The following is a 24,180-nucleotide window of genomic DNA, read 5'->3' on the forward strand; positions in this document are numbered from 1 at the left end:
CCGACCGGCTTGCGCGCCGGTTTCGTTCTCGGTTTGCCCAATGCCGAGTCGGCCGAGAACGATGGCAAGTACCACCGTCTGGCTCCATCTGGCCGGATAGCCGGCCTATCTGCGAAGAAGAAATCTATCGTCGCAGTGCGCGCGTTTGAACGCTATGGTCCAGGGATGAAGTTCCCTGGTGACCAAGCACTGCGTCCAGACAGTGCGAATCTTGCAAGGCTCGACGCATTGGCGAAGCGGCTGGCCGCCGAAGCATGGGACTTTCGCTTCATGCTGGCCGACACCGGGCCGGGCGGCCGGCCTGCCGGACGACTGCAGATCCTGCGAGGTTGCCAGATCGAATGCGAATTCTCTTCGTTCGGTGTGTTCGCCGACGTGCCCCTGCTGATCGATGGACTTGCAGGTGCCGGCGTGCATTGGCTCGAACGGGTGCTGCGGGCGCGCGGTGTGACTCCTTGACTTCCATTCATGCCTTCATCCGTTCCAGGCGGGAGGAACTTGGCCTCGACAGGCAGCATTTCGCGCAGGCACTCGGCGTGACGAAAGAGACGGTGCAGGCATGGGAGAGCCCCGGGGGCCTGGTGCCCGGGCGCGATGAGCAGCGAAGGATTGCAGGCGTGCTTGAAGTGTCGATGGGTGAATTCATGGCTGTGCTTGCATTGACCGCCCCCCCGACGCAACGACAGGGTTCCCGCGCGCGGCGTTTGCACGACTGACTCTCCCGGATCTCCGCGCGAGTTCGGGCTCGGTGTCTTGCATCGATCGGCTCGTGCATGCGCGCGAGCGATGTGCCTTCACGCGGGCGCAGTTTGCGCCATGTCAAGGAAGACACCGCGGCATTGGCCGATGCTAAGACCCTGCAGCCGTCAACAGAGAGCATCAGCCATGAGTGAAATCATCCTGGATCCCGCCCGCTGGGAATCGATGGAGGCCGGGGACGCCGCCTTCGTCGAGGAATGGCTCGCGTGCGAAGGCGATCGTGTCCATGCCGGGCAGGTTCTTGGCCGGGCCATGCTGATTCAGCAGAACGTGGACATCGAGGCACCGCACGACGGCGTGCTCGAGCAGATATGCGTCGCCGGCGGTGACTCGTTCGGGCGCGGCGACGTGCTGGCGCGGGTCGTCGACTTCTGACCGCCGGCCATGGACCCCATCCTCATCGAGGCGGCGGGCGATTCGATGCTGCAGTTGCCCATGCCGATTCCCACGTCGATGGCGCTTGACCAAGCCCTCAAGAGGCGCCGCAGCACGCGGGAGTTCGTACCCGATACATTTTCTCTGGAGGCCCTGTCGGCCTTGCTGTGGGCGGCCTGCGGCGTCAACCGCGAGCAGCAGGGCGGCCGCACCGCACCTTCCGCCCACGACTGGAAGGAGACCGAGGTCTACGTGGTCCTGGCCGACGCGGCGTATCGCTACGAGCCGCGCAAGCATTGCCTCTTCCTGGTGAAGCGTGCCGATCTGCGTGCGCTCACGGGCTTGCAGGACTTCGTTGCGATCGCGCCGGTCAACCTGGTCTATGTCGCCGATTTCGACCGCATGACCGAGGCCGATGCAGGCGATCGCCCGTTTCTGGCGGGGGCCGATTCAGCGTTCATTGCACAGAACGTGTATCTGCATTGCGCGTCGGCGGGACTGGCAACGGTCGTACGTGCATCCATCGACCGGCGCGCGCTCGCACAGGCTTTGGGACTGCGGCAGGCCCAGCGCATCACTCTTGCGCAGACGGTGGGCTATCCGAAGCCCTGAACCTGACTGCGTGGTCCTGGCATGCGGCTGCGGCGGGGACGAATCCTGCCGTCGTACGTCCCGCAACGGGAGGGCCGGAGGGCGACCTGAAGCCGTAGAAGCTTTCGTTGAGGTAGCGAGTCACCGCATCGATGTCTTCCGGGCTCCAGTCCAGCCTTCCCATGGCCTGCCAGCGCATCACCTGTGCCCGCAGGCTGTTCCAGTCAGTGGCTACCCTGCGGTCACGCCAATGCACTTGTGTCGTGTGGCAAGCGGCACAACGGGTGGCGTAGAGCTGCTCGCCTCGTGACTGCGCCGCGGCACCGGCGGCCAGGACCGTGCCGCCGACAAGAATGCCCATGCTCCATCGGTAGATCGACATGACTTGCTCCTGCGGAGTTGGTCGGAGCCCCAGCATGGCGTACCGTCGGAGCGAAGCCTTGATGCAGCGCAAGCGTCGAGAAGGCCTCGTGCGGTCCCGCTGGCGATCAGTAAGGGCGGTCGCGGAAACCGATGCGATGGGCCAGCCGTGCCAGCGGGACCTCGAGCAGCACGAAGGCCGCGGTGATCGCGACGATCTGCAGGAGCGACAGCTGCAGAAGGCCCTGGACCGCCAGCAGCGGCAGCAGGGATTCTGGAATCTGGTCGATCCCCAGTGCCCGTCCGCTCGGCTCGATGGCCAGACGCCGCTTGAGGAAGCTGGAAAACGCATCGCCGGCCATGGCCACCGCGCCGAGCAGGGCTGCGACCGTGGCAGGCAAGCCGAGGAGCGGGGCGCACAGCATGCAGGCCACGACGGCGGCAACCACGCCACGCACCGTTTTCGACTTGCCCAGCAGCGGCTGGCCGTCGCGCAATCTGATGCCGCCGTCCAAGGGGAAAGCCCAGCGCTCGCCAAGCAGCCGTTTGGTCGCGATAGGCGCGTTGTTGGCGACTGCGAGCAGCAGGAGCAGTTTCAGGCCGAGCCAGAACGCATGCATGGCGGTACCGTTCACCCTGGATCCCGATGGAAGACGAGATGTACGGACATTAGCGCGGGACCCGTGTGCGGCCTTGATTCGGCGCAAGCCGCCAGATGCGGCGTCGGCCGCGGTCCGCCGTGCGCGAGCCAGAGGCCTTGCGTTGGATCAATGGAGCGGCGAAGCCGGCCCATGACCATTGACGGATGGAAAGCGAACGGGGATTGCATCGCGTCAGACGGGCTGCGGCTCTTGTGGGCCTAGCGTGGACGTTCGCGGGCTGCGCGTGGCAGCCGGGCCTCGATCGGCCGGTGCCAGTGCCGGAGGTGGCCGAACTCTTCCCACGGCAGGAACTGCGACAGGAAATGCGGCAGGGGGAGGACGCTTCACGTCTTGCATGGAGTGCCTACTTCACGGATCCGGCGCTGCGCCAGCTGATCGCATTGGCGCTCGACCAGAACAGGGATCTGCGCATCGCTGCGTATCGCGCCGCGCAGGCACGGGCGATATTCGCGGCACGGCGCGCCGAGCGCCTTCCTGTCATTGCCCTCTCGGCACAGGCAGACAGGGCGCGAGTGCCGGGCGACCTCAACCTCACCGGGCTTCCGCTCACGGGCAGCCAGTTCGACCTCGGAATCGGCGTGGCCAGTTGGGAAGTGGATCTCTGGGGACGGCTGCGCGGCCTGCAGGACGCGGCATTGGAAACATACCTCGCCTCGGAGGCCGGGCGGCGCGCAATCACGCTCAATCTGGTGAGCGAGGTCGCCAATGGCTACCTGCGCTTGCGCGAAGCCGACGAGCGTCTGGCGCTGGCGCACAGGTTCACCGACAGCCGGGCACTGAGCCTGCGCATCTTCACGCGGCGGATGGAGGAGGGCGCCACCTCGCGGTTGAACGTGACTCAGGTCGAGACGCTGTTGATGCAGGCACGTGCGCTCGGCGCGCAGCTGGAGCAGTCTCGTGCGGCCGAGGCCCACGCGCTCACGCTGCTGGTCGGCGCGCCGGTGGATCTGGCGCCAACGACGGGATGGCCCGCGCAGGGGGAATGGGTCGCCGAACCGGGGCCGGGGCTTTCATCGGACCTGCTTGTCGCACGTCCGGACATCGTGGCGGCGGAGCATCAGTTGCGCGCCGAGAACGCCAGCGTCAGCGCCGCGCGTGCCGAGTTCTTTCCGCGCATCGTTCTCACGGCCTCGGCGGGCTCTGCCAGTTCGGCGCTCGAGCGGCTCGTCGCGGCGGGCAGCACGGCGTGGGCTGTCTCCTCGGCCCTGTCGCTGCCACTGTTCGACGCCGGGCGTCGCCAAGCCAATGTGGACCTGGCACAAGCGCGTCGGCAGCAGGCCGTCGCGAACTACGAGAAAACGGTGCAGGGCGCCTTCCGCGACGTCGCGGATGCCTTCTCGGCGCGCCGCTGGGCCGACGAGCAGGCCGCCATCGCGCAGGGGGCCCTGGCCGTGCAGACCGAGCGTGCGCGCCTGGCGCAACTGCGCTATGACAACGGCGCCGCCGCCTACCTCGAGGTGCTGGATGCGCAGCGCGACTTGATGTCCGCGAGCCAGCAACTGGTCCAGGTGCGCAGGCTGGCAATGGCCAGCCGGGTCGGCCTCTATGCCGCACTCGGCGGCGGATCGCTTTCGCTTCCTGCCGTGCCGGAGGTGCCGTGAAGGCCGGCGGGCGCATGCTGGTGCTGCTCGCCATCGTCGCCGCGGTGGCGTTGGGCGTCCTGTATTTCTGGACGCGCCTGCATCGAAGCGGACCGGGTGACGGATTCGTCAGCGGCAATGGCCGGATCGAGGCCACCGAGTTCGACATCGCGAGCAAACTTGGCGGACGCGTGCGAGACATCCAGGTCGACGAGGGCGATCTGGTCACCGCGGGCCAGGTTCTTGTGCACATGCAGGTCCAGACGCTGGAGGCGCAGCGAGACGAGGCGCACGCACGGCAGGCAGAGGCCAAAGTCGGTGTCGGCAGCGCCGAGGCGCTGGTCAATGTGCGAGAGTATGAGCGCGATGCGGCCATTGCCCTGGTGGCGCAGCGCGAAAGCGAGGTCGACGCTGCGAGGCGCCGCCTCAGGCGTTCCGAGACGCTGGTGCGCGAGGGCGCCGCCTCCGGCCAGGAGGTGGATGACGATCGCGCCAGGGTGCTGGGCGCGCAGGCTGCGCTGTCGGCAACACGTGCGCAGGTCCAGGCCGCTCGGGCCGGCGTGCTGGCCGCCCGCGCGCAGGTCGCTGCCGCACGGTCGATGGTCTCGGCCGCGGAGGCCACCGTGGCCCGGATCGAGGCCGAGATCGACGACAACGTGCTGGTCGCCCCAAGGGACGGACGGGTCCAGTACCGCATCGCCCAGCCGGGCGAAGTGCTCGGTCCGGGCGGCAAGGTGCTCAGCCTGGTGGACCTCTCGGACGTGTACATGACCTTCTTCGTGCCGGAGGTGGTGGCAGGGCGCCTTGCGCAGGACGCCGAAGTCCACATCGTGCTCGATGCCGCCCCCGGCTACGTCTTTCCGGCACGCATCTCTTTCGTGGCAAGCACCGCCCAGTTCACGCCCAAGACCGTGGAAACGGCGAGCGAACGGCAGAAGCTCATGTTCAGGGTCAAGGCGCGCGTCGACCGGGAACTGCTGCGCAAGCACATCGCCCACGTGAAGACCGGGCTTCCCGGCGTCGCCTGGGTGAAGCTGGATCCGAAGGCCGAATGGCCCGGTCAACTGGCGCTGAAGCTCCCGTGAGAAGCTCCGCCGACAGCGGCACGGCGCCGGTGCTGCCCGAGGTCGCCCGCCTGGAGCAGGTCGTGCTCCGGCGCGGCCGCACGACGGCGCTCGACGGCATCAACCTGGTACTGCCGGCGCAGCGGATGGTCGGGCTTATCGGGCCGGACGGCGTCGGCAAATCCAGCCTGCTCGCGCTGCTGGCCGGTGCACAGGCGCTGGGGCAGGGTCACGTGCACGTGCTTGGCGGCGACATGGCCCAGACACTGCACCGAAGGCGTGTGTGTCCGCGCATCGCGTACATGCCGCAGGGCCTGGGCAGGAACCTCTATGCCACCCTCTCGATAGAGGAAAACCTGCAGTTCTTCGGGCGCCTGTTCGGTCAGGGAGCGGCGGAGCGTCGAGCGCGCATCGATGCGCTGACCGCAACCATGGGCCTGAGTCCGTTCATGACGCGCCCCGTGGGGCAGTTGTCAGGGGGCATGAAGCAGAAGCTCGGCCTGTGCTGCGCGCTCATCCACGACCCCGACCTTCTGATCCTCGACGAACCCACCACGGGCGTCGACCCCTTGTCACGCGGGCAGTTCTGGGCGCTCATCGCCGGCATCCGAAGCGAGCGCAGCGCCATCGGCCGGCCGCTGAGCGTGATTGTCGCGACAGCCTACATGGAGGAGGCGGACCGCTTCGACTGGCTTGTCGCCATGGATGCCGGCGCGGTGCTGGCCACCGGCACTCCCGCGGAGCTTCGTGCACGCACCGGCGCGACATCTCTCGAACAGGCCTTCATCGGCCTGTTGCCGCAGGGAAAGCGCGGACAGGCCGGCGATCTGCCGATGGCCGATCTGCCCGCGGCAAGCGGTGGGGAGGTCGCCATCGAGGCGAGGAATCTCACCATGCGCTTCGGCGAGTTCGTGGCGGTCGACCACGTCGACTTCCGTATCCAGCGCGGGGAGATCTTCGGTTTCCTCGGCTCGAACGGCTGCGGCAAGACGACCACGATGAAGATGCTGACGGGACTGCTGCCCGCCAGCGAAGGCGAGGCGATGCTTTTCGGACGGCCGGTGTCGGCCCACGACCCCGACGCGCGGCGGCGGGTGGGGTACATGTCGCAATCGTTCTCGCTGTACGGGGAACTCACCGTGCGCCAGAACATCGTGCTGCACGCGCGGCTGTTCACTGTGCCGGCTGAGCGCATCCCCTCGCGCTTGGCCGAGATGGCCCAAAGGTTCGGACTGGACGACGTGCTCGACCGCCTGCCGGACAGTCTGCCGTTGGGCATGCGCCAGCGCCTGTCGCTGGCCGTCGCGATGGTGCACAGCCCTGAGATGCTGATCCTCGATGAACCGACCTCGGGGGTCGATCCCGTCGCGCGGGACATGTTCTGGCGTCTGATGATCGACCTGGCGCGCAGGGATGGCGTCACGATCTTCATCTCCACCCACTTCATGAACGAGGCAGCGAGATGCGACCGCATCTCGCTGATGCACGCCGGGCGCGTGCTGGTGACCGATCGTCCGGCGATGCTCGTCGAGCGCAGCGGCAAGACGACCTTGGAGGAAGCATTCGTCGCCCAGCTGCAGCAGGCTCAGGGCAGCGGCGAGCCCGTGGCGGTGAAGCCGGCGAGCGTCCTGCCGATCGACGGGGCAGGGCGGGTCCACATGCGGACGGCCCGCTGGTTCAGCTTCGCTCGTGCGTGGAGCTTCACCCGGCGCGAAGCACTGGAACTGCAGCGCGATCCGGTGCGTGCCACGCTTGCGCTGCTTGGCACCGTGATCCTGATGTTCATCATCGGTTACGGCATCAGCCTGGACGTCGAGAACCTCAGCTACGCGGTGCTCGATCGCGACCAGAGCCAGCTCAGCCGCAGCTATGCGCTCGAACTGTCGGGCTCGCGGTACTTCGTGGAGAAGCCCCCGATCGCGGACTATGCGCAGCTGGATCGGCGCATGCGAAGCGGCGAACTGGCGCTGGCCATCGAGATCCCGCCGGGCTTCGCCCGCGATGTGCAGCGCGCCGCGCCGGCGCAGATCGGTGCCTGGGTCGACGGTGCCATGCCCGCACGCGCGGAAACCGTGCGCGGGTACGTGCAGGCCATGCACCAGGCATGGGTCGGCGCCATGGTTCGGCAGCGCTCGGGCATGCAGGCGGGCGCACCGAGCGCGGTCGAGATCCGGTTCCGCTACAACCCCGACGTGCGCAGCCTGCCGGCGATGGTTCCCGCGGTGATCCCGCTGCTGCTGATGATGATTCCCGCGATGCTCGCGGCGCTCTCCGTGGTGCGGGAGAAGGAACTGGGATCCATCGTCAATCTCTACGTCACGCCGGTCACCCGCGCGGAGTTCCTGTTGGGCAAGCAACTGCCCTACGTCGTTCTGGCGATGCTCAATTTCCTGACGATGTCGGCGCTCGCGACCACCCTGATGGGCGTTCCGATCAAGGGAAGCCTGCCCACGCTCGCGCTCGGCGCACTCGTGTTCACGACCTTCTCCACCGGTTACGGCCTGCTGTGCTCCACGTTCACGCGAACGCAGATCGCGGCGATCTTCGTGACGCTGATCGGCACCATCGTTCCCTGCATCAAGTTCGCGGGACTGCTCGATCCGGTCTCGTCCCTGGAGGGCGCAGGAGCGTTCGTGGGCCGGATCTATCCGGCGGCCCACTTTCTTACGATCAGCCGAGGGGTCTTCGGCAAGGCGCTGTCGCTGCCCGATCTGGTGCCGCAGTTCCTGGCGATGCTGGCGGCGGTGCCGGTGATCCTCGGGCTCTCGATCGCGCTGCTCAGGAAGCAGCAGGCATAGGGGCGCGGACCATGAGGTTGCCTTCGATGACGCATGTCCTGCACCTGGGCGTGAAGGAGCTCTGGAGCCTGCTGCGCGATCCCACGATGATGGTCCTGATCGCGTACTCCTTCACCGCGGCAATCTACATCGCAGCCACGGCGACGCCGGAAAGCCTGCATCACGCGGCGATCGCCATTGTGGACGAGGATGCGTCCCCGCTCTCCGCGCGCATCGTCTCGGCCTTCTATCCACCGCACTTCAAGACGCCGATGCCGATTTCGCTGGGCGAGATCGATGCGGTCCTGGACGATGGCCGGCAAACCTTCGCCCTGGACATTCCTCCTGGCTTCCAGGCCGATGTGCTGGCCGGCCGGTCGCCGGCCATACAGTTGAACGTGGACGCGACGCGGATGAGCCAGGCATTCACCGGCAGCACCTACATCCAGCAGATCGTGGGCTCGGAGGTTGCGGAGTTCGTCCAGCGGTTTCGTGGCGAAGCACCGTCGCAGGTCGAGCTTGCGGTGCGCATGCGGTTCAATCCCAATCTCGAAGAGGCCTGGTTCGGATCGCTGTCGGAGCTCATCAACAACATCACGATGCTCTCCATCATCCTGACGGGGGCCGCGCTGATCCGTGAGCGCGAGCATGGAACCATCGAGCACCTGCTGGTCATGCCCGTCACCCCCGCCGAGATCATGCTCGCCAAGGTGTGGTCGATGGGGCTGGTGGTCATGATCGCGGTAGGCGTCGCGCTGGCACTGATCGTGCGCGGCGCGCTGCGCGTGCCGATCGAAGGGTCGCTGGCGCTGTTCATGGTGGCCACAGGGCTGCATCTGTTTGCAACGACCTCCATGGGCATCTTCATGGCGACGCTGGCCAGGTCGATGCCCCGCTTCGGCATGCTGGTGGTGCTGGTCCTGGTGCCGCTGGAGATGCTGTCCGGCGGAAGCACGCCGCGCGAGAGCATGCCGCAGCTCGTCCAGGACGTGATGCTGGCCGCGCCGACGACCCACTTCGTCCTGGCGGGCCAGGCGATCCTTTTCCGCGGTGCGGGCCTCGATGTGGTTTGGCCGCAGTTCATGATGCTCGTCATCTTCGGCGGCCTGATGTTCAGCGCCGCGCTCGCGCGGTTTCGCAAGGCGATCAGTCTTCTGGTCTGAAGGTCGGCTGACGGGCTGCATGCGAGGCCCACTGCTTCGCCTTGGCGATGCCAATTCGGATGGCCTTGCCGTCGTCGTACCCTTGGGCCAGCAACGCGTTCGCGATCTCGATCGCCTTCAACCGCGTGGTTCGCGGGAGCCCGCGCATCGATGAGGGGTAGCGATCCGGTGTCCAGGGCATATCGGGTCAGGGGTGGGATGCGGCCTGTAGCGCCGGAGACCAGGCAGGACGGCTCTGGCGTCCGGAGTCGACGATGACCACATAGCGTCCTGCGCCCTCGACCGGCTCCTGGTCGGCCGGCAGCACCCGGATGTGATCGCCTCGCGCTGCCGCGGAGAGATAGGCCGCGTCGAGCACCCCGAAATGGTCGAGAAGCTGGTCGAGGCTGGCCGGTATCCGGATGCATCCCTTGGACTGTGGAGTACCCAGCCGCGGTTCCAGCACGTCGGGGTCGGTCGCATGCATCTGCAGGCGCATGGTGCTGACGCCGCCCGCGCCCCACAGGCGCAGGGCTTGCTGCCATCCGAGGTCGAACACGCGCATGCCCTTTGCCCCATAGCCGCGAATGCCCAGGCTGTTGCGTGTTCCCTCGGCACGGAAATCGGGATTGGCGGGCGTGAGCTCGAAGACGCCCAGAGGAGTCTCGAAATGGTCGAGGGCGCCGCCGCGGCCCGTCGACACCGCGGCGGCGCCGATGAGAAGCGGCGGCGCATCGGAACCGAGCCAATAGATGAAGATCGCCTGGACGTTGGCGTTGCGATCGACGACTGCGACGTACTGAGGGTCAGATGCGATCCCGGCCTGCGACAAGGCAGCGAGCACGAGGGTTGCGTATCGCGCGGCTTCCTCGGCAGGCACGGTGAGGCGATGATCGACGCGGGCGCCGAAGATCTCCGAGAGTTGCGCGGGAGCGAGGCCCACGCCGAGCGCTTCGCTCGTCGGCAGCACGAGACCCCAGGCCAAGCTCATGGCAACGAGCGCACGCGAGACGGAAGACAGCATCCGGCGGAGTCTGCGGGTGACGCGCCATCGCCGGCTTGATCGACATCAAGCGTGCTTCTTGCCTCTCCCGGTGTGCGTTCCTAGCGGGAATCAGGGCATGTCGGGCCGCGATTGCGGCAGGCTCAGGGTCGCGGTCACACCTGAGCCGACTTGAGAGAACAGAGTCAGGCATCCGCCCGATTGCCTGGCGAAACCATCAGTGGCAGCCAGCCCCATGCCAGCTTGCGCTCGGTCGCCCTTGGTGGTGACAAACGGCTCGACCGCGCGGCGAGCGAACTCGGGGGGCATGCCCCTGCCGTTGTCCGACACGGACATCGCCACTGCGGGCCTCCCGTCTGGCGAGGTGTCCGCTCTTGCAGAGAGCAACAGCCGCCCGCCCTGCGGCATTGCCTCGCAGGCGTTGGCGATCAGGTTCATCAGCGCATCTTCCAGTGCATCGCGGTCCGCGAGGCAGGGCGGGCAGTCATGGCCGACCACGACCGATACGCTGATGCGCTCGTCGACGACGCGCCGCAGGGCATGCGCCAGGTCGCACAGGAAAGGCAAGGTCTCCAGCTGGATTGGGGAAAGCGGCTGGACGCCCGCATAGGCTTGCAGGTGCCGGGCCAGTTGCTCTCCTCGATGGACCAGCCCGCGCAGGCTCAGTGCCAGTCCGTCGTACCCCGGTCGCTCGTTGGTTTGCAGGTGCTCCAACACGCCTCGCATGCCTGAGGCCATTTCTCTGAGTGCCTTGCCGATCCCTGTCGCCAGATCCTGGCTCGGACCGCATGCATGCAGTTCCATAGGGCCACCTTCCGATACGGACTGCTCGTGTCATCCACGTCACCTGCCTCCCGGCAGCGGAAGAACACAAGTTTCGAGATGGGCTCCCTGGGCTGGATAGAAATGTAATCCTGCGAGGGAAAAACTATCAAGAAAAAGTTGTATGCCGGCCGCCGGAAGGGCGCCACGGGCTGAAACCATCAGCGAAATCGCTTCGTGAATTCGCGCACCACCCCGATGACCTTCGATTTTCCCAAGGGCTTGATCGGGTAGCGTGAGTTCAATGGCTTGAGATAGAGGTCTCCCCCGTCCCTGACGAGCTGCTTGAATGTCGGCTGATTGGACTCGTTCAGCACGATGACGTAGTCGCCCGGCAACGATTCCATCTCCGGTTCCACGACGACGAGGGATCCCTCCGGGAACGAGTCGCCGGTTTCACTGACCATGGTGTCGCCATGCACGCGCAACGCATAGGTGTGGCGTTTGACGGGCACCGAGACCGGGACGGTTTCAAACCGTTGGTCGGGCTTGAAGTTGTCGACCATGACCAGTTTGGCGACATCACCTTCGGACAGCACGGGTACTTCAGCGCGCATCTCGGCTCCGTGACCCACGTTCGCCACTCCCGAAACGAGTTCGGCAACCGTCAGGCCAAGGACCTTGGCGACAAGGGGCTGGTTGCTTCGCTTCGGCGCGGTTCCGCCTGGCTTTTCCCATTGCTGTACTGCTCCGCGACTCACTCCGACGGCGTCAGCAAATTGCTGCTCGCTCATACCGAGTCGCTGGCGTCTTTCCCGGATCAGTCGATGAATGCTCACAGTCTAGAGGCTATTCGCCTCCGGAGATAGAAAGTCTAGTGAGGATGATTTGTCTATCTGTTTCTTGGAAAAGCCGATCGAGAATCCGAAACGGCACTGCAATGCATGCTTTGGTTTCGATCATCCTGCGGACGCAGTCCGCTGGGAATCCCCGGCGACATTGCGCCTTGATCCACCTCAACAAGTGCTGCGCGGCCTTGATTCTTGACGTGGGTAGAGGGCAAGTCAGCCGGGAGTCAGGGCCAGTAAAGCGTTTCCTCGAAACCCTTTGCGCCGATGCGGATGGTCTTCGTGCGCACGACGCCTTCGTACGTGGCACTCACTCGGTAAAGGCCAGGCTCCAGACGTGCGTAGAACAACGGGCCGCAGTCCCGGTACGGGCCGAACGTGCGCCTGCGATCAAGTCTTTCGATGATGATCTCCAACCCCGCCAGATATTCGCCGGTGCGTGACTGCGCAAAGGTCAGTCGCAAGTTGTAGGAATTCTTGCGATCCTGCAGCGCCTGCTGCTCTTCGTTGCCGATCCCGCCGCTTGCATATGCGCCATCGGAAAGCGTGACGGAAGACTCCGCGGCGGAAAGGGCCGTTCCAAGCAGCGCGGCGGCGGCGAGCGCCGCAGTCGTGCGGATGGCATGGCGAAGATGTCGTTGCAGAATCATGGTCTTCGTTCGAGCTGCCTGGCTGCCTCACCTGATCAGGATGTCATTGACGACCTCGTTGACGCCCTTGACCGAGCGTGCGATCTCGCCCGCCCTGCGTCGCTGGTCGGGCGTCTTCACGAACCCGCTCAGCTGCACGCGCCCCTTGAAGGTCTCGACGTTGACTTCGGCGGCGCTCACGTCCTTGTTGGCGAGCAGGCTGGTCTTCACGCGCGCCGTGATGCTGGTGTCGTCGAAGTACTCACCTGAGCTCTCGCGGGTCGGCGTCGCCGCGCAACCAGCGAGTGCCGCGACCAGCAGGCTTGTGGCGGCGAGGCGATGCTTGAGTGAAGGCTGGGTCATTTCGGTTCCTTGAACAGTTCGTGCGCACAGCCTAGTCATGCGGATGCCCCAGGATCTTGAGCTGGCTCAAACCCGCGCTCCCCGGGGCGGCAATCGGGCACTACGACTGCTCACTCGTTCCCGGTCAGCGCATGGCGCACCGCGTCGTCCACTGTGCGCACTTCCTCGATCCGCAGCGCCATGCGCACGCTGTCGGGAACATCCCTCAGATCCGCCAGGTTCCGTGCAGGCAGCAGCACGGTGTGCACGCCTGCGCGCTGTGCCGCGAGCACCTTTTCCTTGACGCCACCGACGGGAAACACCAGCCCGCGCAGGCTGATCTCGCCGGTCATGGCCACGTCGTGACGCACCGGCCGTCCGGTGAACAAGGAGGCCAGTGCGACGAAGAGCGCGACGCCGGCACTCGGACCATCCTTGGGGATGGCGCCCGCGGGAATGTGCAGATGGATGTCGATGTTGTCGAACTTCGCGGCCGGGATGCCCAGCCCGCCCGCGCGGGCCTTGATGAGTGTCAGCGCGGCCTGGGCGCTCTCTTTCATGACATCGCCGAGTTGCCCCGTGAGGGTCAGCTTGCCGCTGCCCGGGACGCGCGTTGCCTCGATGAACAGGATCTCGCCTCCTGCCGGCGTCCAGGCGAGGCCGGTGGCGACGCCCGTCACGTTGCTGACCATGGCCAGTTCGCGCTCGAAGGGCCGGGGCCCCAGGATCTCGTCCAGCTCGGCTGCACCGATGCGTACGCTCTGGCTGCTGCCTTCGGCCACCTTCACGGCCGCATGCCGCATGATGCGGCCGATCTCGCGTTCGAACTGGCGTACCCCCGCCTCCCGTGTGTATCCCGAGACGATCGTCTGCAGGGCCTGGTCGTCGAATTCGCATTGCCCCTCGCGCAGACCGCAGACCTCGCGTTGGCGCCGCACAAGGTAGTTGCGCGCGATCTGGAGCTTCTCCTCCTCCGTGTAGCCCGCGATTTCGATGACTTCCATCCGGTCGCGCACTGGCGCAGGCACGTGGTCGATCACGTTCGCGGTGGCAATGAAGACGACGCGACTCAGGTCGAACGGCACCCCCAGGTAGTTGTCGCGGAAGCTGTTGTTCTGCTCGGGGTCGAGCACCTCGAGCAGGGCGGCGGACGGGTCGCCCTGCGCACTGGCGCTGATCTTGTCGATCTCGTCCAGCATCATCACGCAGTCTCGCGCACCCGCACGGCGCAGGCTTTGCACGATGGCTCCGGGCATTGCGCCGATGTAGGTCCTGCGGTGCCCCCGGATTTCCGCTTCATCGTGCATGCCTCCAAGGGACACGCGTGCAAAAGGCCGCTGGATGGCCCGGGCGATGCTTCGTCCCAGCGACGTCTTGCCGACGCCCGGTGGCCCCACGAAACACAGGATCGGCGCCCTGCCTTCGGGATTGAGCTTGCGGATGGCCAGGAACTCGATGATGCGCCGTTTGACACGTTCGAGACCGAAATGATCGGCCGCCAGGGTCTGGCGCGCAGCCGCGAGGTCGAGCGGCGGAGCCAGCGGGGTGTTCCAGGGCAGGTTCGTCATCCACTCGAGGTAGGAGCGCAGCATCGAGGATTCGCCCGACGCCTCGGGCATGCCGCGCAGGCGCGCGAGTTCCTTGCGCGCATGGACGTCCACATCCGCCGGCATCCCGGCCGTCGCTATCTCCTGTTCGATGCGTGCGAAGTCCTCCTCGCTGCCGGCGCCTTCGCCAAGCTCGGCCTGGATCGTCTTGAGCTGCTGGCGCAACAGGAACTTGCGCTGGTGATCGTCCAGCTGTTCCTTCGTCCGTTCCCCGATCTCTCTTGAAAGCCGCAACACCTCCAGCCGGTGGGAAAGAAGCTTGAGCAGCGCCCTGACCCTTTCGGCAGCATCGAGGGTCTCCAGCAGCTGCTGCTTCTCGTTCGTCTCGGCGTCGATCACGCTGGCCGTGATGTCGGCCAGCGCGGAAGATTCGCGCGTCGTCTGCAGTGCGTGAATCAATTCGGCCGGAACGCTCGGCAACAGCGACAGCAGCTCGGTCGCACGTTCCCGCAACTGCAGTGCGAGCGCCTCGGATTCCGTCGACGAGTCGGGCGCCTCCTCGATGAACTCGACCCGGGCCGCGAGATAGGGATGGCCCTCGACCGCGGCGATGACGCGAAAGCGCCTGAGGCCATGGCAGACCGCGTGAATCTGGTCGTCGCCGTCTCCCATGTAGTGAGCCGGAGTGGCCAGTGTTCCGATGCTGCACAGGTCATCGACCGACGGATCGTCGTTGCGGGGGTCTTTCTGCAGCACGACGCCGATGTGCGTCTTGCCGTCGATCGCGAACTTCAGCGCGGCGATCGATTTTTCCCTGCCTGCGCTGATGGCCGTGACGACCTGTGGGAACAGCACCAGGTTGCGCATCGGGATCAATGCCACCACATCGGGTGGCATGGTTGCAACGGAAGAGAGGGGCGGGGCTGGTTGGGCCATGGGACTCACCTGCGGGGATGGCGCAAGCTCAACAGGCGTCATTGATACAGATCGGCGGCTGCGCGCGCGGAGTCTGCGGATTCCTTGCGCGGCGCGTTTGCGATCATGCAGTCGGTGGTCAGGATGAGTCCGGCGATCGAGGCCGCGTTCTGCAGCGCAAGACGCGTCACCTTGGCCGGGTCGATCACGCCCATCTCCAGCATGTCGCCATAGCTGCGCGAGGCGGCGTTGTAGCCAAAGCCGGGTGCCTCCGACTCCTCGACCCTGGCCAACACAATGGAGGGCTCGTCCGCCGCGTTGGCCGCGATGCGGCGCAGGGGCTCCTCCAGCGCGCGCTGGACGATCTTGACGCCGTTGGACTCGTCGAAGTCGGGAAGCGAGAGCGTAGTCAACGCGCGGCGCGCCCTCAGCAATGCAATGCCTCCGCCGGGCACGATGCCTTCCTCGACCGCGGCCCGGGTCGCGTGCAGCGCGTCCTCGACGCGCAGCTTGCGTTCCTTGAGCTCGGTCTCGGTCGCAGCCCCGACCTTGATCACGGCCACGCCGCCCGAGAGCTTGGCGGCACGTTGATCCAGCTGGTTGCGTTCGTATTCGCCGGCCTGGGCTTCGCGCTCGCTCCTGATCGCGGCAATCCTGTCCTTGATGGCCTGCGCATCTCCGCCGCCCCCGATCAGCGTCGTGCTCTCGTTGTCGACCACCACGCGCCGTGCGCGCCCAAGGTGATCCAGCGTGGCCTTGGCCAAAGTCAGTCCAGTCTCGCCCGAGATCACCTGTCCGCCGCTGAGGATGCCGATGTCCTGCAGCATTGCCTTGCGGCGATCCCCGAATCCCGGGGCCTTGACAGCGCAGGTCTTCACCACGCCGCGCATGCTGTTGATCACCAACGTCGCGAGCGCGTCGGCCTCCACATCCTCCGCGACGACGAGCAATGGGGCGCCGGACTTGGCTGCGGATTCCAGCAGCGGAACGAGCTCGCTGACGGCGGAGAGCTTCTGGTCGCACAGCAGGACCAGGGCGTTCTCCAGCAGCACTTGCTGCTTCTCGGGGTTGTTGATGAAGTAGGGAGAGAGGTAGCCGCGATCGAACTGAAGCCCTTCGACGGTTTCAAGCTCGCTGACCAAACCGGAGCCGTCCTCGATGGACACCGCACCCTCGCGACCGGCCTTGTCCATGGCGCGCGCGACGAGTTCGCCGATGGCGCGGTCGTTGTTGGCCGAGATCGTGGCGACATGTTCGGTTTCCTGCGAGGTCGCGCAGGGCTGGGAGATGGCACGGAGTTCGCGCACGATGGTCTCGACGGCAGCGTCGATGCCGCGCTTGAGCCCCATCGCATTCATGCCGGCGGCCAAGTACTTCAGGCCCTCCTCGATCATCGAATGCGCCAGAACCGTGGCGGTGGTGGTGCCGTCCCCCGCCATTTCGCTGGTGCGCGCCGCCACCTCCCGCAGCAGCTGCGCACCCATGTTCTCGAACCGGTCTTCAAGCTCGATCGATCTCGCAACGACCACGCCCGAGTTGACGATCTGGGGTGCGCCGTAGTCGCTGTCGATGATCACGGTACGTCCGCGCGGACCAAGCGTGACCTTGACCGCGTCGGCGAGCGCATTCACGCCGCGCCGGATCCTGTCATGGGCCTCCTGGCCAAAGAGCAACTGCCTGGCTGTCATCTCGGTGGACCTCCTGTTGGCGCGGCCTGAGGCCGCGCGTCCTGCAAACGGGAAGTGCACCGTACCCGCGCCGAAGCCGCCAAGGCTTGATGCGGCGCAAACCGCTGCGCAGATGCCGCCGGCAGGCGGCGAGGGCAAGGCTCAGGGCATGGGCAAGGGGACTTGGGTGACGGCCCTGCACGAACTGCCCGAGGGGAGCTTCTCGATGGTCCCGGCCAGAAGCGTCCGCAGGGCTTCGAGACTTCGGGTGTTCAGCACGTCGCCAGGCCCCAGCCAGCCGCGCCGCGCCTGGCCGATGCCGTAGCGCAGGTGTTCGAAGTCGAGGGTGTTGTGTGCGTCCGAGGCGATGCTGAGCAACACCCCCTCGTCCTTGGCCATCCGGCAGGCCACGTCGTTCAGATCCAGACGCGTGGGCTGTGCGTTGAGCTCGAGGAAGCAGCCGCGCTCCCGCGCTTTGCGTATCACGCGCTGCAGATCGATCTCGCAGGGCGCGCGGTCGCCGATCAGTCGGGCGGTGGGATGCGCCAGGATGCTGAAGCTGCGATGGTCCATGGCGCGCAACAACCGGTCGGTCTGGCGTTCGCGGGGCAGGTCGAACGCGGAGTGGACTGCGCCCACGACGAGATCAAGGCGGCTCAGGATGTCGTCGGGCAGGTCGAGGCTGCCGTCCGGGAGGATGTCGACTTCGATGCCCTTGAGCACCACGAATCCACGAAGCCGCTCGTTCAGGGCATCGATGCGGTCGATCTGTTGGGCGAGCCTGCCGGCATCCAGTCCGTGTGCAAGGGCGAGCCGCGAGGAGTGGTCGGTGACGGCCATGTACTCCCAGCCGCGTGTCCTGGCGGCCTGCGCCATGGTCGCGAGCGTGTCCCCGCCATCGCTGTCGCGCGTGTGGGTGTGCAGGTCACCCTTGAGCGCATCGAGCGTGATCAGATCAGGCAGGCGGTGGTCCAGCGCGGCCTCGATCTCGCCGCGGCTTTCGCGCAACTCCGGTTCTATCAGGGGAAGGCCCAGTGCCTCGTAGACCGATGCCTCGGTGTCGCCGGCGATGCGCCGGTCTCCTCGGTAGAGGCCGTACTCGTTGAGCTTCAGACCCGCATCGAGCGCGCGCTGGCGCAGGGCGATGTTGTGGTTCTTCGACCCGGTGAAATAGAGCAGGGCCGCGCCGAAGCTCTCGGCAGGTACGCAACGCAGGTCGACCTGCATGCCGTTCGCGAGCACCACGCTCGCGCGCGTGGGTCCCTTCGCGAGGACGGTCGTGACGCCAGGTGCCGCAGCGAACCGGCGTGTGACCGTACTGCCGGGGCGGACGGCTGCGACCAGATCGATATCTCCCACGGTGTCGCGCCGCCGTCGAAGACTTCCGGCGGCCTGGACCTGGAGCACGCCGGGCTCCGCAGAGAGGCTGGCAAGCTGGGTGGCGGCGACTTCCATGGCCATCGGCAGCCTGAAGCGCTGATCCGCCTGCCGACGCGCGGTGATGGATTCGCTGATGCGCTGCTGAGTCTTGAGGCCAAAGCCGCGGACCTTGCGCAGGCGTCCGTCCGCGATCGCGCGCTGTACGTCCTCCAGCGTGCGGATGCCGAGCGCCTGCTGCAGCGCCCGCGCGCGCCGAGGCCCGATACCGGGAATCCGAAGCAGCTCGACCACTCCCGGCGGCACCTGGGCACGCAGTTGCTCAAGGAGCGGGCACTTGCCCGTGTGCACGATCGTCGTGATCTTCTGTGCGAGATCGGCGCCGATGCCGGGCAGAGCGTCTAGATCCTTGCCCTGCTCCATCAGGGCCTGGACGCTTTGGCCCAGGTCGCCGAGCATGCGGGCTGCATTGCGATAGGCGCGGATGCGGAACACGCTGGCGCCCTGCAGCTCGAGCAGATCGGCGACGTCGTTGAACATCGCCGCCACATCGGCATTGACCACGGGTGTCCGCGGAGCCTGGCGGGATGTCGATGGCTCGGCCGCGATCGGTCGGCCGGATGCCGTCGGGGCTGTCATCAGGCCGGTTTGCAGACGACCTCAGGCCAGAGGGCGCTCGATCCGGGGGCGTAGTGCCACACGATCTTGCGGACCTTCAGCGGGCCTTTGGCCTTCGGGTCGACGTCGGCGTCCTCCGGCACGACGATGGTGTCCCCAACCAGGGGCAGGGGTCCCTCGTGCGGATGATGGCTCGTGCCGACCTGCAGTTCTGCGATTGTTTCGCCAGAGGTCCGGATGGTGATTCGCATCTTCGTGTCCTTTCCGTCTTCTCGTCACTCCACGATCGAGCCCCATCCGGGCGCTGCGACGCAAGGATTCCTCGTGGGCGCAGAAGCGGGAATGGCCCTGTCGAGTTCGCAGGCCTCGCGCTGCAGGCCGCTTCGGATCACCCGCGACAAGCCCGCCAGCTGCCGCGCGCATGCATCCAGCATGTTGTCGAGCGAGACGATGCCGACGATGCGGTCCTGCGCATCGGTCACCAGCACGCGGCGCACGCCGTGGCTCTCCATGACCGCCATGCCGCTCGCGATGTCCGAGTCTTCCGGCACGCAGGCGACGGCGTCGCTTGCCAGGTCGCCGATCCTGATGGCCGATGGGTCGAGGTTGCGTGCCAGTACTTCGAGCACCAGGTCGCGGTCCGTGACGATGCCCGCCGTTTGGATGTCTGCGCCCGGCTTCCGAATGACGACCAGTGCGCCGACGTGCTGGTCTCGCATGGCTGCCGCAGCCTGCGACAGGGTGCAGGCGCTATCCACAGTCACCACACGGCGTGTGCAGATGGAGGAAATCTTCATGGTTGCGCTCCCATGGCTGGGGAGCAAAGGTGTTCGCGTATCGCGGCGAGGAACCTACCACCCATGACCCCGTCGATGACGCGGTGGTCGTAAACGAGCGACAGCGGCAGGACGGTGCGTGATACGAATCGTCCGTTCGCTTCCACCACACGCTGCGCTGCCCGGGCGACGCCCAGTATCGCGACCTCGGGTGCGTTGATGATCGGAACGAAGCCGGTACCCCCGAGTGCACCCAGGTTGGAGACGGTGAAGCATGCACCTTCCATGTCCGCTGGAGACAGCGAGCACGACCTGGCGCGCGCGGCGAGGTTGTCGATCTCGGCGGCGATCTGCATCGGGGTGAGCTTGTCGACGTTGCGGATCACCGGCGCAAGCAGTCCGATGGGCGTGTCGGCCGCGAAGGCGATATGGCAGTACTTCTTGCGCACGAGCGCGCTGCCCGAGGCATCGAGCGAGGCATTGAAGTCGGGAAAGGCAAGCAGCGCCTGCGCGCAGGCCTTCATGACGAACGGGAGAACGCTCATCGAGATGCGCGCGCGCTGGGCTTCAGGGCGCAGCCGTGCGCGTTCCGCCTCGACGGCGGCCAGGTCCACTTCATCGAACTGGGCGACGTGGGGGACCGTCATCCAGCTTGCCGTCACGCGCTCGCCGATGACCTGCCTGACGCGGCCGAGCGGGACGATCTCGACTTCTCCGAACAGGGCGTAGTCGTAGTCCCTGACCTTGGGCGTGGTGGTACGCACGGCGGTGCCTCACTGACCTGTTGCGGCGGCGAACACTTGGTCGCCGCTGCGCCCGCCGAGCCCAGGGTGGAGGTCGAAGCGGACGACCCCCACGGCTGCACGTCCCTCGACCACCTGCGAGATGCGGGCCGCGCCGGCGTTTCCGAAACCACCACACAGTTCGATGGCGCCGATGCCTTCGTCCACGAGCGAACGCGCCGCCGACTCTGCCTGCGCATAGTCCGAGACACCAACCACCACGAGATCGATTTGAGGCGTGTGCACCACGAGGCGATGTTCGCTCGGCTTCGCACCCGCTGCGAGAAAGATGAAGGCGGCTTTCAGAGGCATGGATTCTCCTGGTTGTGAGGTTCAGGCCTGCTTCTCGGGCTCGAATCCGGAGACGAACTCGTCGATCGCCGCATCGGGGACTTGCGCGGGCGCGATGACCGCGACGAGGCTGCCGACCGGGAGCGTCGTACCCGCGGGAGCGACCTGGCGCCGCAGGATCCCGGCCCTGTGGGAGGTGCATTCATTCGTGACTTTCTCGGTCTCGACATCGAACAATGGCTGGCCCACGCTGACCGTCGATCCCTGCTCGACATGCCAGGCCGCAATCGTGCCTTCCTTCATGGTCAGCCCGAGTTTGGGCACCGTCACGGCGGTGATGTTCGCGTTCATGCCCGCGGCTCCAGCAGTGCGCGGACGGCAGCCTCGATCCGGGCGGGCGACGGAATGTATGCGTCCTCGAGTACCGGCGCGAAGGGGACGGGTGTGTGCGGCGGAGTGACCATCCGGATCGGGGCCTTGAGGGAAGCGAAGGCTTCCTGCGCCACCAGCGCCGAGATGTCGGCAGCCAGGCCGCAGCGCGGGCTGGCTTCGTCGACCACGACCAAACGACCGGTCTTGCGCACGCTGTCCAGCAGCGTCCTGGTGTCCAGGGGCGACGTGGTGCGAAGGTCGATCAGGTCGCACGCAACGCCCGACTGCTCGAGCGCGATCGCTGCCTCTCTTGCATGCTTGACCATGCGCCCGGTGGCGACGATGCTCGCGTCGTCACCCGTGCGAATCATGTTCGCCTCGCCGAAGGCAATCGTGTAGGGCTCGTCAGGAGCCTCGCCCATGTCGTCGTACATGGCCTTGTGTTCGAAGAAGATCACCGGATCGTCGTCGCGGATTGCCTGGATCATGAGTCCCTTGGCCTCGTACGGCGAAGAGGGGATGACGACCTTCAGGCCCGGAATGTGCGTGAAGATGGGGTACAGGCACTGACTGTGCTGGCCGGCGGCGCGGGTGCCCGCCCCGAACAGCGTCCTGACCACGACGGGCGTCGTCGCCTTGCCACCGAACATGTAGCGGAACTTGGCCATCTGGTTGAAGATCTGGTCGCCGCACACACCGAAAAAGTCGACGAACATCAGCTGGACGATGGGGCGCAGCCCGGCCACCGCCGCACCCGCGGCCGCACCGATGAAGGCGCTCTCGCTGATCGGCGTGTCGAAGATCCGGTTGCGTCCGAATTCACCGAGCAGGCCCTTGCTCGCGCCGAGCACATCGCCCCACGCGTCCTGCTGTCCTTGTGCGCCCATGCCTCCGGCAATGTCTTCCCCGAGCGCGATCACGGTCGGATCGCGCTCCATCTCCTGTCGCATGGCCTCATTGAGTGCGGTGCGAAATGACTTGATGCTCATGCCAGTGCTCCCGCGTAAGTCTTGTACACGTCGGTCAGCAGATCGGACCGGTCGGGCGGCGGAGCTGCACGCGCCTTGCTCACAGCGTCTTCGATGAGCGATGCGGCTTCGGCTTCCATGCGATCGAGCTCCTGCGGCAGAAGCATTCCTGCGCTCGTGATCCTGGCCCGCATGAACTTGAGGCAGTCGAGGTAATTGCGCTCCTCCTTGACTTCGCCCGGCGGCCTGTAGGTCATCTGGTCGCCTTCGAAGTGGCCGAAGTAGCGCGTGAACTCGATGTGCAGGAGTTCGGGGCCGCCGCCTGCGCGCATTCGCGTCAGCGCCTCGATCGCGGCGCGGTGAACGGCGAAGAAGTCGTGGCCGTCCACGCGGTTCCCGCGCAGGCCGAAGCCTTCGGCGCGCCGAACCGGGTTATGGCCTCCGATCGACCAGGAACTCGCAGTACTTTCGGCATAGCCGTTGTCCTCCAGCACGAAGAGCACTGGCAGGGCATAGACCGCCGCCAGATTCATCGACTCGAGCGTGGTCCCCTGGTTGAATGCGCCATCGCCGAAAAAGGCGACCGCCACGGACTGGGTGCCTTTCACCTTGGCTGCAAGGGCTGCGCCACACGCGAGTGGGGGGCCGCCGCCCACGATGCCATTGGCGCCGAGCATGCCCTTGCCGATATCCGCGATGTGCATGGAGCCACCCTTGCCCTTGCACAGCCCCCCCTGGCGGCCGAAGATCTCCTTCATCATCGCGTGCACGTCGCAGCCCTTCGCAATCGCGTGGCCATGGCCACGGTGCGTGCTGGCGATGTGGTCGTCGGGGCGCAGGCCCATGCAGACCCCGACCGCCGAAGCTTCCTCGCCGGCGTAGAGGTGCACAAAGCCGGGTATCTGGCCGGTTGCGAATTCCTTGTGCACTCGTTCCTCGAATTCCCGGATGGTGCACATGCCTCGGTAGGCCTCGCTCAACTGCTGCGCATTCATCTGCATGTCGGTCTCCTTGCGCAACCGCGCATCGCTGGCGGCCACTTGCGGCAAATCCCTGGAACCAGCATAGGTCGCGCGAGACGGGGCGGCTTGATCTATCGCAAGTCCATCCAGGGCCGGGCGGCCTTCTCAGGATCCCGCATTGCACCGGCCGTTCCCGCGCAGCAAGGCCATGGCCCGCATGTCCTCCACCTGATCGAAGGCGCGATAGAACCTCCCGACCGAGCCAAAGTCTTGCGGTGCGTGCAGGCATACGACGTCGTCTGCCAAGGGGCGGACCATGGCGAGACTCTCAGGCGACGCGATCGGCACGGCGCAGATCAGCTTGGCCGGGCGGCGCGACCGCGTCGCATGCAAGGCCGCCACCATGGTGGCTCCGGTGGCAAGGCCGTCGTCCACCACCACGGCGATCCGGCCGGCGGCATCGCTCGGTGCGCGATCGGGGGTGTATAGCCGGCGCCTGGCCCTGAGCACACCGAGCTGGTGGCGCTTCTCCTGCTCGATATAGGCCTCGTCCGCGCCGACTGCAGCGGCGTGCGGTGCGATGTATGTCCAGCCGCTTTCGTCGATCGAGCCGATGGCGAACTCCGGCGAGGCCGGTGCTCCGAGCTTGCGGACCAGCACGACATCGAGGTCTCCGTCGAGGCGGTCGGCCAGCACACGGCCGATCTCCAGCGCGCCGCGCGGTATGGCGAGGATCAAGGGCCGCTGGCCCTTGTAGGCTTTCAAGGCCAGAGAGAGCTGCTCCCCGGCTTCGCGTCGATCTGAGAAGAGCATGTTCGTTCTCCGAAGGCCGCCATCGTTGCGTCACCTGGGCCTCGCAGGCTTGATCGTGCGCAATCCGGATGCCGGCTGCGCCCGGAAACGGTGCGTTGCTTGCCGCATTGCGCTGAATCAAGGCGCGTTCGGTGCTGTAGCGGGATGCTGCCGTTCTCTCCATCCGGCGCCGCGCCGATGTCCGACGGAACTCGCATC

Annotated in this window: 27 protein-coding genes; 8 read left to right on the forward strand and 19 right to left on the reverse strand. The window is 66.3% G+C overall.

The genetic code is table 11. The features are described from left to right. Positions 1-9: 9 nt before the first annotated feature. The 4 genes from FHY06_RS26320 (at position 10) to FHY06_RS26335 (ending at position 1,746) form a co-directional block, all read left to right on the forward strand. Entirely contained in the window at positions 10-459 is a 450-nt protein-coding gene (locus tag FHY06_RS26320) for a hypothetical protein (protein ID WP_184606825.1), read from the forward strand. Continuing rightward, on the forward strand, positions 456-716 hold the full coding sequence (locus tag FHY06_RS26325) for a helix-turn-helix domain-containing protein (protein ID WP_184606826.1): 261 nt from the start codon (positions 456-458) through the stop codon (positions 714-716). Before FHY06_RS26320 ends, FHY06_RS26325 begins: the two co-directional genes overlap by 4 nt. Before the next feature lie 169 nt (positions 717-885). Next, the gene (locus tag FHY06_RS26330) at positions 886-1,134 is read left to right on the forward strand and encodes a biotin/lipoyl-containing protein (RefSeq protein WP_184606827.1); all 249 of its coding nucleotides are present in this window, start codon (positions 886-888) and stop codon (positions 1,132-1,134) included. A gap of 9 nt (positions 1,135-1,143) precedes the next feature. Beyond that, a complete protein-coding gene (locus FHY06_RS26335; RefSeq protein WP_184606828.1) occupies positions 1,144-1,746 on the forward strand; it encodes a SagB/ThcOx family dehydrogenase in 603 nt (200 codons plus the stop codon). Here the strand turns inward: FHY06_RS26335 and FHY06_RS26340 are convergent. Both FHY06_RS26340 and FHY06_RS26345 read right to left on the reverse strand, forming a co-directional pair. Continuing rightward, the gene (locus tag FHY06_RS26340; RefSeq protein ID WP_184606829.1) at positions 1,709-2,107 is read right to left on the reverse strand and encodes a hypothetical protein; all 399 of its coding nucleotides are present in this window, start codon (positions 2,105-2,107) and stop codon (positions 1,709-1,711) included. The two genes, FHY06_RS26335 and FHY06_RS26340, sit on opposite strands and share 38 nt — an antisense overlap. 106 nt (positions 2,108-2,213) lie before the next feature. Continuing rightward, a complete protein-coding gene (locus FHY06_RS26345) occupies positions 2,214-2,720 on the reverse strand; it encodes a CDP-archaeol synthase (RefSeq protein WP_221404396.1) in 507 nt (168 codons plus the stop codon). A 170-nt stretch (positions 2,721-2,890) separates the two neighbouring features. Here FHY06_RS26345 and FHY06_RS26350 point away from each other — a divergent pair, with 170 nt between their 5' ends. Genes FHY06_RS26350 through FHY06_RS26365 form a run of 4 tightly spaced genes read left to right on the forward strand, consistent with a single transcriptional unit; the run spans position 2,891 to position 9,331 of the window. Beyond that, entirely contained in the window at positions 2,891-4,348 is a 1,458-nt protein-coding gene (locus FHY06_RS26350; RefSeq protein WP_184606830.1) for an efflux transporter outer membrane subunit, read from the forward strand. A gap of 14 nt (positions 4,349-4,362) precedes the next feature. After that, positions 4,363-5,412, forward strand: coding sequence for an HlyD family secretion protein (locus FHY06_RS26355; protein WP_184606831.1), 1,050 nt, complete (start codon positions 4,363-4,365; stop codon positions 5,410-5,412). Beyond that, the gene (gene rbbA / locus FHY06_RS26360; protein WP_184606832.1) at positions 5,379-8,189 is read left to right on the forward strand and encodes a ribosome-associated ATPase/putative transporter RbbA; all 2,811 of its coding nucleotides are present in this window, start codon (positions 5,379-5,381) and stop codon (positions 8,187-8,189) included. Before FHY06_RS26355 ends, rbbA begins: the two co-directional genes overlap by 34 nt. A gap of 26 nt (positions 8,190-8,215) precedes the next feature. Next, positions 8,216-9,331 carry an ABC transporter permease gene (locus tag FHY06_RS26365; RefSeq protein ID WP_409327470.1) on the forward strand — a complete coding sequence of 372 codons (1,116 nt, stop codon included), beginning with the start codon at positions 8,216-8,218 and terminating at the stop codon, positions 9,329-9,331. On the opposite strand, the gene FHY06_RS26370 is transcribed toward FHY06_RS26365, so the two are convergent. The 17 genes from FHY06_RS26370 to FHY06_RS26450 form a co-directional block, all read right to left on the reverse strand. Then, complete coding sequence (locus FHY06_RS26370; RefSeq protein ID WP_184606834.1) at positions 9,315-9,512, reverse strand: DUF2188 domain-containing protein; 198 nt, start codon at positions 9,510-9,512, stop codon at positions 9,315-9,317. The genes FHY06_RS26365 and FHY06_RS26370 overlap by 17 nt on opposite strands. Before the next feature lie 6 nt (positions 9,513-9,518). Continuing rightward, positions 9,519-10,334, reverse strand: a complete 816-nt coding sequence (locus tag FHY06_RS26375) for a L,D-transpeptidase (RefSeq protein WP_184606835.1) — start codon at positions 10,332-10,334, stop codon at positions 9,519-9,521. A gap of 90 nt (positions 10,335-10,424) precedes the next feature. Then, positions 10,425-11,117 (reverse strand): sensor histidine kinase, encoded by a 693-nt coding sequence (locus tag FHY06_RS26380; RefSeq protein ID WP_184606836.1) that lies wholly within the window; start codon positions 11,115-11,117, stop codon positions 10,425-10,427. A gap of 179 nt (positions 11,118-11,296) precedes the next feature. Further along, complete coding sequence (locus tag FHY06_RS26385) at positions 11,297-11,914, reverse strand: LexA family protein (RefSeq protein WP_311733735.1); 618 nt, start codon at positions 11,912-11,914, stop codon at positions 11,297-11,299. 236 nt (positions 11,915-12,150) lie between these two features. Next, positions 12,151-12,573, reverse strand: a complete 423-nt coding sequence (locus FHY06_RS26390; protein ID WP_184606838.1) for a hypothetical protein — start codon at positions 12,571-12,573, stop codon at positions 12,151-12,153. Between the two features lie 27 nt (positions 12,574-12,600). Next, a complete protein-coding gene (locus tag FHY06_RS26395) occupies positions 12,601-12,915 on the reverse strand; it encodes a BON domain-containing protein (RefSeq protein ID WP_184606839.1) in 315 nt (104 codons plus the stop codon). A 110-nt stretch (positions 12,916-13,025) separates the two neighbouring features. Further along, complete coding sequence (gene lon / locus FHY06_RS26400; RefSeq protein ID WP_184606840.1) at positions 13,026-15,377, reverse strand: endopeptidase La; 2,352 nt, start codon at positions 15,375-15,377, stop codon at positions 13,026-13,028. 38 nt (positions 15,378-15,415) lie between these two features. Continuing rightward, positions 15,416-17,044 (reverse strand): chaperonin GroEL, encoded by a 1,629-nt coding sequence (gene groL / locus FHY06_RS26405; protein WP_184606953.1) that lies wholly within the window; start codon positions 17,042-17,044, stop codon positions 15,416-15,418. Positions 17,045-17,185: 141 nt separating this feature from the next. Then, entirely contained in the window at positions 17,186-18,964 is a 1,779-nt protein-coding gene (polX, locus tag FHY06_RS26410; RefSeq protein ID WP_311733736.1) for a DNA polymerase/3'-5' exonuclease PolX, read from the reverse strand. Positions 18,965-19,038: 74 nt separating this feature from the next. Next, a complete protein-coding gene (locus FHY06_RS26415; RefSeq protein ID WP_184606842.1) occupies positions 19,039-19,269 on the reverse strand; it encodes a hypothetical protein in 231 nt (76 codons plus the stop codon). 24 nt (positions 19,270-19,293) lie between these two features. Continuing rightward, entirely contained in the window at positions 19,294-19,815 is a 522-nt protein-coding gene (locus tag FHY06_RS26420) for a CBS domain-containing protein (protein WP_184606843.1), read from the reverse strand. Next, positions 19,812-20,558, reverse strand: a complete 747-nt coding sequence (locus tag FHY06_RS26425; RefSeq protein WP_184606844.1) for a 2-oxo acid dehydrogenase subunit E2 — start codon at positions 20,556-20,558, stop codon at positions 19,812-19,814. Before FHY06_RS26425 ends, FHY06_RS26420 begins: the two co-directional genes overlap by 4 nt. Positions 20,559-20,567: 9 nt before the next feature. Next, positions 20,568-20,888 carry a DUF6506 family protein gene (locus tag FHY06_RS26430; protein ID WP_184606845.1) on the reverse strand — a complete coding sequence of 107 codons (321 nt, stop codon included), beginning with the start codon at positions 20,886-20,888 and terminating at the stop codon, positions 20,568-20,570. Between the two features lie 21 nt (positions 20,889-20,909). Beyond that, on the reverse strand, positions 20,910-21,218 hold the full coding sequence (locus FHY06_RS26435; RefSeq protein WP_184606846.1) for a biotin/lipoyl-containing protein: 309 nt from the start codon (positions 21,216-21,218) through the stop codon (positions 20,910-20,912). Further along, positions 21,215-22,228 (reverse strand): alpha-ketoacid dehydrogenase subunit beta, encoded by a 1,014-nt coding sequence (locus tag FHY06_RS26440; protein ID WP_184606847.1) that lies wholly within the window; start codon positions 22,226-22,228, stop codon positions 21,215-21,217. The genes FHY06_RS26435 and FHY06_RS26440 overlap by 4 nt, the downstream gene beginning before the upstream one ends. After that, positions 22,225-23,208, reverse strand: a complete 984-nt coding sequence (locus FHY06_RS26445; protein WP_184606954.1) for a thiamine pyrophosphate-dependent dehydrogenase E1 component subunit alpha — start codon at positions 23,206-23,208, stop codon at positions 22,225-22,227. The genes FHY06_RS26440 and FHY06_RS26445 overlap by 4 nt, the downstream gene beginning before the upstream one ends. Positions 23,209-23,334: 126 nt before the next feature. Further along, positions 23,335-23,982, reverse strand: coding sequence for a phosphoribosyltransferase (locus FHY06_RS26450; RefSeq protein ID WP_184606848.1), 648 nt, complete (start codon positions 23,980-23,982; stop codon positions 23,335-23,337). Positions 23,983-24,180: the final 198 nt, after the last annotated feature.

The sequence above is a fragment of the Variovorax atrisoli genome, assembly GCF_014195185.1.
In the GTDB taxonomy this organism is placed as follows: domain Bacteria; phylum Pseudomonadota; class Gammaproteobacteria; order Burkholderiales; family Burkholderiaceae_C; genus Variovorax; species Variovorax atrisoli.